This window comes from Massilia timonae (genome assembly GCF_001866515.1).
Taxonomy (GTDB): Bacteria; Pseudomonadota; Gammaproteobacteria; order Burkholderiales; family Burkholderiaceae_D; genus Telluria; species Telluria timonae.
On the sequence record NZ_JRYB01000001.1, the window covers coordinates 3776408 to 3788790 of the forward strand.

Consider the following 12383-nt stretch of genomic DNA (forward strand, 5'->3'; position numbering starts at 1 on the left):
TCGAGACGCGGCGCCTTTCTTGCCGGGCGCCCCACGATAAAAACGACAAGGAATTCGGAGATGCACATCGACCAAGCGGTGGCCACGCCATCCACGCCCGCGGCAGGACCCCGGAAACGTATCTGGATTTACGTTTTCCTCTTCACGCTAACACTGATCAACTACATCGACCGGATCTCGCTGTCGGTCGCCTCCACCGCCCTCAAGGAAGAATTCGGCATCTCGCCGGTGGCCATGGGCTACCTGCTGTCGTCCTTCGTGTGGCTGTACTTCATCGCCCTGATCCCGATGGGCTACCTGGTCGGGCGCTACGGACCCAAGCAGGTCAACACCTATGGCATCGGCGTGTGGTCGGTCGCCACCGTGTGCACCGCCTTCGCCACCGGCTTCTATTCGCTGCTGGCGGCGCGCCTGGTGATGGGCGCCGGCGAAGCGACCACCTACCCGGCCGGGGCGCGCGTGGTGCGCGACTGGATGCCGCTCAAGGAGCGCGGCATGGCCACGGCGGTATTCCACAGCGGCAGCCTGGTCGGGCCTGCGGTCGGCGCGATCGGCTTCGGCTGGCTGATCACCACGGTCGGCTGGCGCATCGCCTTCGTGGTAGCCGGTGCGACCGGCTTCATCTGGCTGGCGGCCTGGCTCAAATGGTACCGCCACCCGAGCAAGGCGCCGTGGCTGAGCGCGGCAGAGCTGCGCGAGATCACCGATGGCGACGCCGCAAACGCCACCGTTGGCGCCACCGCGGTCGCGCCGTTCGGCATCCGTGGCCTGGCCCGCTCGCGCACCATGTGGGCCATCGGCCTGTCGCACGGCTGCGCCGTGTATGCGACCTATTTCTTCCTGACCTGGCTGCCTTCTTACCTGCAGGCAGAAAAGGGCCTGTCGGTGATGACGAGTTCGATGTACACGGCGATTCCCTACCTCGGCGCCGCGGTGCTGGCGATCGTGGTCGGCCGCGTCAGCGACCTGGTGGTGAGCCCGGCCGCGGCGCAACGTGGCGGCCGCCGGCTGGTGGTCGGCGCCGTGCTGCTCGGATCGTCCGTGATCCTGCTGGTGCCGATGCTGGCCGAGACCTGGGCCATCCTCTTGGTCATCACGCTGTCGCTGGCCACCTGCGCCTCGGCCATCTCGCTCAACCTGTCCCTGGTCAACGACCTGCTGCGCTCGAACCAGGACGTGGGCACCGCCGCCGGCTTCGTCACCGCCGTCGGCAACCTGTTCGGCCTGCTGGCGCCGATCGTCACCGGCTACGTGGTGGCGGGCACCGGCGGGTTTGCCGCCGCCTTCGCCGTGGTCGGCATCCTGCTGATCGTCGGCGCGGCCCTCTCGGTCTTCGGAGCGCGCCGCCCGGTGGGCTGAAAGCGCTGTCGCAAGACCTGTTCATCTTTATCGTCGTGAAAACTGGAGCACCATGAGTACTACCAACAAGAGGGGCAACCCCGCCCAGCCGTCCGCGCCAGCGGCCGGCACGGGCTGGCGCATCGCCCTCGTCGTCATTCCCCTGTTCATCGGCCTGTTCGGCCTGGCCATGCTGGGTGGCGGAATCTGGCTGATCGCCGTCGGCGGCAGCCCCTACTATGCGCTGGCCGGCGCCGCCCTGCTGGCCGGGGCCGTGCTGCTGGCGCGCAGGAAGCGCGGTGGCCAGGCCGTGATCGGCATCGCCTGGCTGGCCACGCTGGCCTGGGCCGTGTGGGAAGTCGGCTTCAATGGCTGGGGCCTGGTGCCGCGCGTGGTCGGCATGACGGTGCTGTTCATGCTGGCGCTCGCGCTGTCGCCGATGTTGTCGCCGATGTTGTCGCAGATGCCTTCGCGGTCACCAGCCGTCGGCGCGCGCCGGCGGGCGCTCGACCCACTGCAGACCGCTTCGGCGCTGGCCGCGATCGCCGTGCTGGCGATCCTCGGCGTGCTGGTCGCGCGCGAAGGCGTGCGCAGCGTCGAATCCGCGCAGTTCCCGGCCGTCCTGGCCGGCGCGGTCGGCGGGACCACGGCCGATTGGCCGACCTATGGCGGCGACGCCAGCGCCCAGCGCTACAGCGCGCTGTCGCAGATCACGCCGGATAACGTCGGCCGCCTGGAGCGCGCCTTCGTGTTCCATACCGGCGACCTGCCGGCCAAGGGCGAGCGCTATTCGCCGGCCAACACGCCGCTCAAGATCGGCGACGACCTCCTGGTGTGCTCGGCCAAGAACATCCTGTTCGCCGTCAACGCCGCCACCGGAGAACAGCGCTGGCGCTACGATCCGCAGGTGCCGGGCGAAGGCATCGCCCACGCCGCCGTCTGCCGCGGCGTGGCGGTGTACACCGCGCCCCAGCTGGCTGACGATGCCGCCTGCAAGACGCGCGTGATCAGCACCACGCTGGATGCCCGCATCGTCGCAGTCGACCTGCGCGACGGCAAACCGTGCGCCGACTTCGGCGGCGCCGGCGGCAAGCCGGGCCAGGTCGACCTGTGGCAGGATCTCGGCAAGAAGGTGCCGGGCTGGTATTCGCCGACGGCGGCGCCGACCGTGGTGCGCGGCGTGATCGTCACCGGCGCCCAGGTGCGCGACGGCCAGGACGAAGACGCGCCGTCGGGCGTGATCCGCGGCTACGACGCCGTCACCGGCCAGCTGGCCTGGGCCTGGGACCTGGGCAATCCGGACAATGTCAAGGGTCCTGCGGCGGGCCAGACGTACACCCGCGGCACCCCGAATATGTGGACCACGGCGGTTGGCGACGAGGCGCTCGGCCTGGTCTACCTGCCGATCAGTAATTCGTCGATCGACTACTTCGGCGGCAACCGCAGCGAGGCCGAGAACACATACTCCGATTCGCTGGTGGCGGTGGACGTGACCACCGGCCGCGACGTCTGGCACTTCCAGGCGCTGCAGCGCGACCTGTGGGACTACGACCTCGGCAGCCAGCCGAGCCTGCTGGATTATCCCGGCCCCGACGGCAAGCCGGTCGCCGCCATCCTGCTGCCGACCAAGCAGGGCGATATGTACATCTTCGACCGCGCCACCGGCAAGCCCTTGATCCCGATCGGCAGCGTCAAGGCGCCCAAGCTCGGTTCGGTGGAGCCGGACTTCGTGGCCGACACCCAGCCGACGTCGCTCTGGCACAGCCTGCGCAAGGACCCGAAGACCGAAGCCGACATGTGGGGCTTCTCGCCGGTCGACCAGCTGATGTGCCGGATCCAGTTCCGCCAGTCGAACTACGCCGGCTACCTGACCCCGCCGTCGAGCGACAAGCCGTGGATCCAGTACCCCGGCTACAACGGCGGCTCGGACTGGGGTTCGGTCGCGATCGACCCGGTGCGCCGCATCCTGATCGCCAACTACAACGACGTGCCGAACCGCAGCCAGCTGATCCCGCGCGAACAGGCCAACAGGATGGGCGTGCAGCCGATCTACGCCAGCAAGGACGCCAACGCCAAGGCGGCCGGCAAGGGCGAGGGCGGTTCCTCGGTCTACCCGCAGATCAATGCGCCGTACGCCATCAGCGTGAATGCGGGCTGGCGCAATATCGGCACCGGCGTGCCATGCACGGCGCCGCCGTACGGCGGCATCCGCGCCGTCAGCCTGGACACGGGCGAGACCTTGTGGGACGGCCCGCTCGGCACGGCGCGCCGCAACGGCCCATGGGGTATCCCGTCGTACATCCCGTTCGACATCGGCCTGCCCAACAACGGCGGTTCGGTGGTGACGGCCGGCGGCCTGGTGTTCATCGGCGCCGCCACCGACAACCTGTTCCGCGCGATCGACATCCGCACCGGCAAGACCGTCTGGACCGACGTGCTGCCGGCCGGCGGCCAGGCCAACCCGATCGCCTATGAGATCAACGGCGAGCAATACATCCTGATCGCCGCCACCGGTCACGCCTTCATGGAAACCGGCAACAGCGACGCCATCATCGCCTACAAGCTGCGCAAGTAAGCCAGCCACGAAGCAGCAGGCCAGTCATCCGACTGGCCTTTTTCACTTCAGAAAGGACACTCTCATGGATCTCGGACTGCAAGGACGCAAGGTACTGGTCAGCGGCGGCTCGCGCGGCATTGGACGCGCGATCGTCGAATGCTTTCTGGCCGAGGGCGCGCAGGTCGCGTTCTGCGCGCGCAATGCCGGCGGTGTGGCGGCGGCGCAGGACGCCTTCGGCGCGCGCGCTTGCGGCGCGGCGGTCGACGTCACCGATGCGGCCCAGGTGACGGCCTGGGTCGGGGAGGCGGCGCGCCGCATGGGCGGGCTGGACATCGTGGTGCCGAACGTCAGCGCGCTGGCCGGCGGCGACGACCTGACCACCTGGCGGCGCGCCTTCGAGACCGACCTGCTCGGCACCGCGGCGATGGTCAAGGCGGCGCTGCCGCATCTGCAGGAGTCGGACGCGGCCTCGATCGTGCTGATCTCGAGCGTGTCGGGACGTGAGATCGACATGTTTGCCGAACCATACGGGGTGCTGAAGGCAGCGCTGACCCATTACGGAAAGACGCTGTCGACGCGGCACGCCGCCGATGGCATCCGTGTCAATACGGTTTCGCCTGGAAATGTGTATTTCGCCGATGGGGTATGGGGTGACATCGAGCGCAATCAGCCGGAAACCTTCGCCGCCTGCCTGGCCGCGAATCCGCTCGGCCGCATGGCGACGCCCGACGAGGTGGCGCGCGCCACGGTATTTCTTGCCAGCCCGGCGGCGGGATTCACGACCGGCACCAATCTGCTGGTCGACGGCGGGCTCACGCGCGGGGTGCAGTTCTGACGACAGCGCGGTCTGCGCCATGCAATCGTCCCAGCTATCTTGCAAGCCAATGAGTGGCTATTCAAAAAACGAGCTGGATGTAAAAAGAGCGCGATACATCCCGCTCTTTTTACCTTGTCCGTCACGACGCAGTATCAGCGCGGCTTGGCGCTGTTTCAGCGATCACTTCTGCTTGTAGTAAACACGACCCGATAACCCGATCGTGCCGGCGCCGTTGGACAAGTCTTCGGTGCCGGTCAGGTAGCCGCCGCCGGTTGCGCGAGCATAGGTGCCGGTGCCGCCGGTGATGGTGAAGGTGCCGCCGTTCATGACGTAGGCAGTGCCTGCGCCGGTGGGGACGAACTGGCCACCGTAGTTGGCGAAAATCTGGTCGCCGTTTGGATACAGCAGGACGAACTTGCCATTGCTGAAGGTGAATGTGGTGCCAGACTGGGCGAAGCAATCTCCGCCGACGAACGCGACCGGCGTTCCTTCGGCCGTCTCACCGTGGCCGGCAAGCTTGCCGCCGAGCGACGACGCACATTGCGGCGCAGGACCAACTTTTTCATTGAACACGCCTTTGATTTCAAGCGCCTTGACCACGTTAGGACCGGCCGAGGCCGAGAACGAAGCGGCCATCAGGACCAGGCTGGACAGGAGGCGGAGCGAGACGGTCTTCATTAAACTAGTTCCTTGGTTGTTAAAAAATTGTTAATGGAACATAGTAAGATAAGCGACGACTTTTTTTTACGCGCACGATTCGTTTTTTAACATTGTTGCGAGTTTTCCACGCTTACGTCATAGACCACCTCATCCCCCGAGGATCGCGCCGAACCCGGTCGCCAGCGACCTGATTCGGCCATTTTGTTGACTGAGTCAGCAATATCGCGCACAATCGGCGTGTTTCCTATGCTGGAGCATCGATGCCCGCCTCGCCAAACTCTGAAAAAATTACGCTAGTCCGCTCGTACAACCGATTCTTCACGCGCCACATCGGTGTGCTCAGCGAAAGACTCCTGCAAACCGAATTCACCTTGACGGAGCTGCGTGTACTGTATGAGCTGGCGCATCACGGCGACCAACAACCAGCAGCCCTTTGCCGCCAGCTCGGTCTGGATCGCGGCTATTTGAGTCGTATTGTCGGGAGATTCGAGTCCGCGGGAATGGTCGCCAAGATCGCTTCTGCGGTCGACGGCCGCGCCAAGCTGCTTCACCTGACGGACCATGGCCGCGCGGTCTACGAACCACTGGATCGCCGTTCCTGCGAAGAAGTGGGGGACATGCTGGCGCGTTTTGACGAGGCTGATCAGCAACGCTTGCTCGATGCCATGGCCACGATCCAGACGCTGCTAGAGAAAAAAGGGGTCATGAAATTTGCTCAACCTTTTGTCGTGCGCACCCATCAGCCCGGGGACTTGGCGTGGATTGCCCGGCGCCACGGTGAATTCTATGTAGAGCAGCAGGGTTGGGACAGCAGCTTTGAAACAATGGTGGAACAGATTTGTGGTGATCTGGAGCACGATTTCGACCCGGCAGCCGAGCGCTGTTGGATTGCCGAAATGGGGGGAGAGCGCGTCGGTTCGATTGCGGTAACGCGCAGTGGAGAGGCGGGCGTCGCAAAGCTACGTTTGCTTCTGGTGGCGGAGCAGGCGCGTGGCTCGGGATTGGGCGCGCATCTGGTTGATACATGTCACGAGTTCGCCCGGAATGCTGGCTACAGACGGATGCGTCTCTGGACGACCAACCATCAAGAGGACGCGCGCCATATCTACCGCAACAAAGGCTATGTGCTTGTCGCTGAAGAACCCGTGCATGCCTTCGGCAAGGCCATGATCAACGAGACGTGGGAACTGGATCTGTAGTGCCGAAGTAGTACCGAAGACTTGCCGCGCGCCGGCGCTCGATATCGGTCGCGCGCGGGCACTGCAGAAACATGTCGAGAATGTCTCGAGATGCCCCCCCTGGAGCGGCAAGCCCTTGAGCAGGCCGCACCCTGAAAAACATCTTGCTCGCCTCTCTGAACACGTCAGCCTTGTCCCTTCTTGGATCCGCCATGTCGAGGGTGAGGTTGGCGCCACCGGGTCACGCCGCCACCCCCGCACAGGCATCGACCGGATCGAGCGCGAACAGCGCCTGCCCCGCATGCACCATCCTGCCGGCCCGGCAATACACGGCGGTGACCGTCCCCGCGTGCGGCGCCTGCACCGAAAACTCCATCTTCATCGCCTCGAGGATGGCCACCACTTCTCCGGCCCGCACCGCCTGGCCTGGTTCCACCATCAGCTTCCACACATTCCCCGACATTTCCGCGGCGACCGTGGATCCCGCACCATCGGTCGATTCAGGCTGGTTCTCGTCCTCATGCGCCGCGCCGGCGCCCACGTCGCCATGCCACAGCGCCACCTCGGCCGTGAACGCAGCCTGCTGACGCGCCTTGAAGACCGCGATCGCATCGGCATCCTCAGCCAGCCCGCGTTCGTGTTCATCCAGGTCGAATAGCGCGTCCTCGATCCGCACCTGGGCGCGCCCTGCGCGGAAGTCGTCGCGGAATCGCTCCAGCTCGGCCTCGCTCACCGGATAGAAGCGCACCCGGTCAAAGAAGCGCAGCAGCCACGGCTGGTCGCCGAACTGCCGGTTGTGCAGGAACTTGTTCCAGATCGGCACCGTGCGTCCGACCAGCTGGTAGCCGCCGGGCGAATCCATCCCGTAGATGCACATATAGATGCCGCCGATCCCCACCGTGCCTTCGGCGGTATGGGTGCGCGCCGGGTTGTACTTGGAGGTCAGGAGGCGGTGGCGCGGGTCGAGCGGCACCGCGCATGGGGCGCCCAGGTAGACGTCGCCCAGGCCCATCACCATGTAGCTGGCGTCGAATATCGCGTCGCGCACTATGTCGCGGCTGTCCAGCCCATTGATGCGCTGGATGAAATCGACGTTGTTCGGCAGCCAGGGCGCTTCGGCCTTGACCGTTTCGCGGTAGCGCGCGACGGCGCCGAGCGTCGCCGAATCCTCGAACGCCAGCGGCAGGTGCACGATGCGGCTCGGCACCCGCAAGCCGGCGACGTCGGGCAGTTGCGTCTCCAGCGCCATCAGGCGATCGAGCAGCGCGGCCTGCGCCAGCACCCGGCTGTCGTAATGGATCTGCACCGAGCGCACGCCGGGCGACAGCTCCCGCACGCCCGGCAGGCGCAGCTTCGTCAGCGCCTCCATCAGCAGGTGCACGCGCAGCCGCGCGCGCAGGTCCAGCACGTTCGGGCCGTATTCGAGCAGGATGTACTTGTCGCCGGCCTGGCGGTAGGCCACCGCCGGGCGCGCGCCGCTGGCCGGCAGCGCGGCCAGCACGCAGTTCTGCATGACAGCCGGCGCTTCCGGTGCCAAGCCCTGCACGGGCAGGCCGGGCAGGGGATCAAGGTCGCGGATCGCGCTATCCATGGCCAGCTCGAGCGCGAGCGCGTCGTCGAAGCCGATGCGCCGGAAGCGGATGGTGTCGCCCGGCTTGACCTGGCCCACCTTCCACAGCTCGGCGCGGGCGATCGTGACCGGGCACACGAAGCCGCCCAGACTCGGTCCGTCGCAGGTGAGGATCACCGGCGTGTCGCCCGTGAAGTTGACGCTGCCGATCGCGTACACGCAGTCGTGCACGTTCGACGGGTGCAGGCCGGCCTCGCCGCCGTCGCTGCGCGTCCATTCCGGCTTCGGGCCGAGCAGGCGCACGCCCAGCCGGTTCGAGTTGTAGTGCACCTCGTAGTCGGTGGCGAAGAAGGTCGCGATGCTGTCCTCGGTGAAAAAATCCGGCGCGCCGTGCGGGCCGTACAGCACCCCGATGTCCCAGTGGCTGCCGTAGGCCGGCGCCAGCGCCGGCGCCAGCGCGCGCGGCGCGTCCAGGGGCGCAGCCCCGGGCCGGCAGATCGGCAGCACGTCGCCCACGCCCAGCGTGCGCCCCGCGTGGCCGCCGAATTTCCCGAGGACGAAGGTCGACTTGCTGCCCAGGTAATCGGGGATGTCGAGGCCGTGGCGCAGGGCGATGTAGCTGCGGCAGCCGCTTGCCGCGCGCCCCATGCGCAGCACCTGGCCGGCGCGCACCGCGACCGGCTGCCACCAGGCCAGCGGGGCGCCGTCGTCGAGGGTGGCCTCGGCCGGCGCGCCGGCCAGCGCGATCAGCGCGTCGCCATGGAAGCGCAGCGTCGGGCCCTGCAGCGTGCATTCGAGGCCGGCGGCATCCTCGGGGTTGCCGACGATGCGGTTGGCCAGGCGGAAGGCCAGGTCGTCCATCGGCCCCGAGGGCGGCACGCCGATGTCCCAGTAGCCGGCGCGGCCCGGGTAGTCCTGCACGGTGGTGTAGGTGCCGCCGCTCAGCACCTCGACCAGGGGCGAGACGTGGGTGTAGCGGTCGAGGAAGGCGGTCGACACCCGGCCGTCGGTGAAGGCACTGCTTTCCAGGATGCCGCGCAGGTAGTCGAGATTGGTGGCGCTGCCGTGCAGGCGGGTCGCTTCCAGCGCCGCCAGGAGCTTCTTGCGCGCATCCTCGCGGTCGGCGCCGTGGGCGACGATCTTGGCGATCATGGGGTCGTAGTGCGCCGATACCTCGGTGCCGGTGCGTACCCAGGTGTCGACCCGCACGTGTTCCGGGAAGGCCACCTCGGTCAGCACGCCCGGCGCCGGCTGGAAGTCGCGCGCCGGGTTTTCGGCGTATACCCGCACTTCGATCGCGGCGCCCCGCGGCGGCGCCAGGTCGTCGAACGAAGGCGGTTCGCCGGCGGCGATGCGGACCATCCATTCGACCAGGTCGAGGCCGGTGACCGCTTCCGTGATCGGGTGCTCCACCTGCAGGCGAGTGTTCACCTCCAGGAAGTAGAAGGCGTCGCGCGCGCCGTCGTAGATGAATTCGACGGTGCCGGCCGAGACGTAGTCGACCGCCTGGCCCAGGCGCACGGCGGCGTCCAGCATGGCGGCGCGGGTGGCCGCCGGCAGGTGCGGGGCCGGGGTCTCCTCGATCACTTTCTGGTTGCGGCGCTGCACCGAGCAATCGCGCTCGCCCAGCGCCACCACCCTGCCGCGGCCATCGCCGAAGATCTGCACTTCGACGTGGCGGGCGTCGGCGACGAAGCGCTCGATGAACACGCCGCTGTCCTTGAAGAAGTTCTGGCCGAGGCGCCGCACCGAGGCGAAGGCCGCTTCCAGCTGCGCCTCGTCGTCGCAGCGCGACAGGCCGATGCCGCCGCCGCCCGCGGTGCTCTTGAGCATGACCGGATAGCCGATCTCCAGGGCGGCGGCGCGCGCTTGCTCGATGTCCTCCAGCAGGCCGGTGCCGGGCGTGAGCGGCACCCCGGCCGCCGCCGCGATCTCGCGTGCGGTGTGCTTCAGGCCGAAGCGCCGCACCTGGTCCGGCGTGGGGCCGACGAACACGATGCCGGCCGCCGCGCACTGTTCGGCGAACGCGGTGTTCTCGGACAGGAAGCCGTAGCCCGGGATGATGGCCTGGGCGCCGCTGGCGCGTGCGATCTCGAGGATGCGCTCGCCGCGCAGGTAGCTCTCGGCGGCGCTGTCGCCGCCCAGGGGGACGGCCACGTCGGCGGCGGCCACGTGCAGGCTGTCGCGGTCGGCGTCCGAATGGACGGCGACCGAGCGGATACCCATTTTCTTGAGCGTGCGGGCGATGCGCACGGCGATTTCGCCGCGGTTGGCGATCAGGACGGTATGGAACATGGTGGCGTACTCCGGTCAGGGTGGCGGCGGATGGTCGGCGGGTGAGCGGCGGGCGATATAGGCGCGCCAGCCGCCCAGCGCCGTGATGTCCTCGGCGCCGGCGGTGGCCCAGGCTTCGCACACGAAGCCCTGCACGCTGCGGCCATTGGCCAGTTCCAGCGTGCCGATGCCCAGCGGCGCCGGGATCGAGGCCACGAAAGAGCCGAAGCGTTCGACCGGCATCGCCCACAGTTCGAGCGCGATCGGCGCGCCGTCGCCGGTGCGCACCAGGCCCGGCTTGGGCGGGATCGTCCCGGGCAGCGCGTACAGGCGGTAGGCCGGCGAGGTGTGGGCGGTCTCCAGCAATACCGCGCCGCGTTCGGCCAGCTGCCAGTTGAGCGGCATGCCCGACAGGTGAGCGCCGACCACCGCGACCACGACCTGTCCTTCGAGGGATGGCGCCGGGGCCGCCGGCAAGGGCAACGGCCGCTGCGACGCCCCGCGCAGCCAGGGCGAGGCCGCCTGCCAGCGCCGGCCGAATTCCAGCAGGCGCGCCTCGTGCCAGCCGGGGGCGATCAGGGTGAGGCCGGCCGGCAGGCCGTCGGCGCGCATCCCGGCCGGCACCGCGATCGCGCTCCAGTCCAGCAGGTTGACGAAGTTGGTGTACACACCCATGCGCGAATTCAGGGCCACCGGGTCGGCCAACACGTCCGCGATCGTGGGGATGGTGGGCGCGGTCGGCACTACCAGGCCGTCGAGGCCCGCCATCAGGGCATCGGCCTGGCGCGCCAGCGCCATGCGCCGGTACTCGGCCTGGTAGGCGTCGACCGCGCTGAAACCGGTGGCCCTGGCGACGATGGCGCGCACGGTCGGATGCACCGACTCGGGATGGTCCCGCATCAGGCTTTCGATCGCGGCGTAGCGCTCGCCCACCCATGGCCCTTCGTAGAGCAGCGCGGCCGTCTCGAACAGCGGGCTAAAGTCGACCGGCTTGAGTTCCACGCCATCGGCTTCGAGGCGCCGCAGCGCGTCCTCGTGCGCCTGGCGCGCTAGGCTGTCGCCGAACCAGTCGGGATCGAGCGGCACGCCCAGCACCGGCCGCGCCGGCCACGCCGCCGGGCGCGGCGGCGCGCGGCGCGAATAGGGATCGTCGGCGTCGTAGCCGGCCATGACGCGCAGCGCCGCAGCGGCGTCGTCCACGCCGAGGGCCAGCACGGTGATGCAGTCGAGCGTGCGGCAGGCCGGGACCAGGCCGCGGGTGGACACCAGTCCGCGCGTCGGTTTCAAGCCCACCAGGTTGTTGTGGCCGGCTGGGACCCGGCCCGAGCCGGCGGTGTCGGTGCCGAGCGCGAACGGCACCAGGCCGCGCGCCACGACCGAGGCCGAGCCCGAACTCGAGCCGCCGCTGATGTAGGCCGGATCGAAGGCGTTGGGCACCGCGCCATGGGGCGAGCGGGTGCCCACCAGGCCGGTGGCGAACTGGTCGAGGTTGGTCTTGCCGATCACCACCGCGCCGGCCGCTTCCAGGCGCTCGATGACGGCGGCGCTGGCCTCGGGCAGGTGGGCGAAATCGGGGCAGGCGCAGGTGGTCGGCAGGCCGGCCACGTCGATATTGTCTTTTACCGCGAACGGCACGCCGTACAGCGCAAGACTGTCGTCCCCTGCCGCTTCACGCTGCTGCGCCAGCCGTTCCAGGCGCGCGGCGAGCGCGGCGTGATCGAGGCGTGTGATCCAGGCCGGGTCGGCGTCGTCCAGGGCGGCGACCAGCGGCGCCAGCAGCGCGGCCGGCTCGGCGCCGTTGCGGTAGGCGGCGGCCCAATCGGCCAGCGTCCAGAACGCGGTGGAAAGGGGAGGAGCGCTTGGGTGTTTGTCCATGATATGCCTGTGGGGTTGGCGGTCAGTTGCGAGAACGCTGTGCGCTGCCTCGTCAGTATCCCGGGCCGGCCACGCGGGCTCAATACGCTAAGTGACGTAGATAAGTGACGTAGA

General features: G+C 68.2%; 7 protein-coding genes. 4 read left to right on the plus strand and 3 right to left on the minus strand.

Going from position 1 to position 12383, the window contains the following annotated elements:
* The first annotated feature begins 60 nt into the window (after positions 1-60).
* The 3 genes from LO55_RS16285 (at position 61) to LO55_RS16295 (ending at position 4730) form a co-directional block, all read left to right on the plus strand.
* Positions 61-1359 carry an MFS transporter gene (locus tag LO55_RS16285; RefSeq protein WP_071362260.1) on the plus strand — a complete coding sequence of 433 codons (1299 nt, stop codon included), beginning with the start codon at positions 61-63 and terminating at the stop codon, positions 1357-1359.
* A gap of 52 nt (positions 1360-1411) precedes the next feature.
* The gene (locus LO55_RS16290; protein ID WP_071362261.1) at positions 1412-3913 is read left to right on the plus strand and encodes a pyrroloquinoline quinone-dependent dehydrogenase; all 2502 of its coding nucleotides are present in this window, start codon (positions 1412-1414) and stop codon (positions 3911-3913) included.
* Between the two features lie 64 nt (positions 3914-3977).
* Complete coding sequence (locus tag LO55_RS16295) at positions 3978-4730, plus strand: SDR family NAD(P)-dependent oxidoreductase (RefSeq protein ID WP_071362262.1); 753 nt, start codon at positions 3978-3980, stop codon at positions 4728-4730.
* Between the two features lie 162 nt (positions 4731-4892).
* Here LO55_RS16295 and LO55_RS16300 read toward each other — a convergent pair whose 3' ends face one another.
* On the minus strand, positions 4893-5390 hold the full coding sequence (locus LO55_RS16300) for a hypothetical protein (RefSeq protein ID WP_005667070.1): 498 nt from the start codon (positions 5388-5390) through the stop codon (positions 4893-4895).
* Positions 5391-5632: 242 nt separating this feature from the next.
* On the opposite strand from LO55_RS16300, the gene LO55_RS16305 reads away from it, so the two are divergent.
* Entirely contained in the window at positions 5633-6571 is a 939-nt protein-coding gene (locus LO55_RS16305; RefSeq protein ID WP_071362263.1) for a bifunctional helix-turn-helix transcriptional regulator/GNAT family N-acetyltransferase, read from the plus strand.
* A 220-nt stretch (positions 6572-6791) separates the two neighbouring features.
* On the opposite strand, the gene uca is transcribed toward LO55_RS16305, so the two are convergent.
* Both uca and atzF read right to left on the minus strand, forming a co-directional pair.
* Positions 6792-10415 (minus strand): urea carboxylase, encoded by a 3624-nt coding sequence (uca, locus tag LO55_RS16310; protein ID WP_071362264.1) that lies wholly within the window; start codon positions 10413-10415, stop codon positions 6792-6794.
* 15 nt (positions 10416-10430) lie between these two features.
* Entirely contained in the window at positions 10431-12269 is a 1839-nt protein-coding gene (gene atzF, locus LO55_RS16315; protein WP_071362265.1) for an allophanate hydrolase, read from the minus strand.
* Positions 12270-12383 lie beyond the last annotated feature (114 nt).

Excerpts from the sequence above, each read along its gene's own strand:
- uca (WP_071362264.1), bottom strand. The coding sequence starts at position 10,415 with ATGTTCCATACCGTCCTGATCGCCAACCGCGGCGAAATCGCCGTGCGC.
- LO55_RS16305 (WP_071362263.1), top strand. The coding sequence starts at position 5,633 with ATGCCCGCCTCGCCAAACTCTGAAAAAATTACGCTAGTCCGCTCGTAC.
- LO55_RS16300 (WP_005667070.1), bottom strand. The coding sequence starts at position 5,390 with ATGAAGACCGTCTCGCTCCGCCTCCTGTCCAGCCTGGTCCTGATGGCC.
- LO55_RS16285 (WP_071362260.1), top strand. The coding sequence starts at position 61 with ATGCACATCGACCAAGCGGTGGCCACGCCATCCACGCCCGCGGCAGGA.
- atzF (WP_071362265.1), bottom strand. The coding sequence starts at position 12,269 with ATGGACAAACACCCAAGCGCTCCTCCCCTTTCCACCGCGTTCTGGACG.
- LO55_RS16295 (WP_071362262.1), top strand. The coding sequence starts at position 3,978 with ATGGATCTCGGACTGCAAGGACGCAAGGTACTGGTCAGCGGCGGCTCG.
- LO55_RS16290 (WP_071362261.1), top strand. The coding sequence starts at position 1,412 with ATGAGTACTACCAACAAGAGGGGCAACCCCGCCCAGCCGTCCGCGCCA.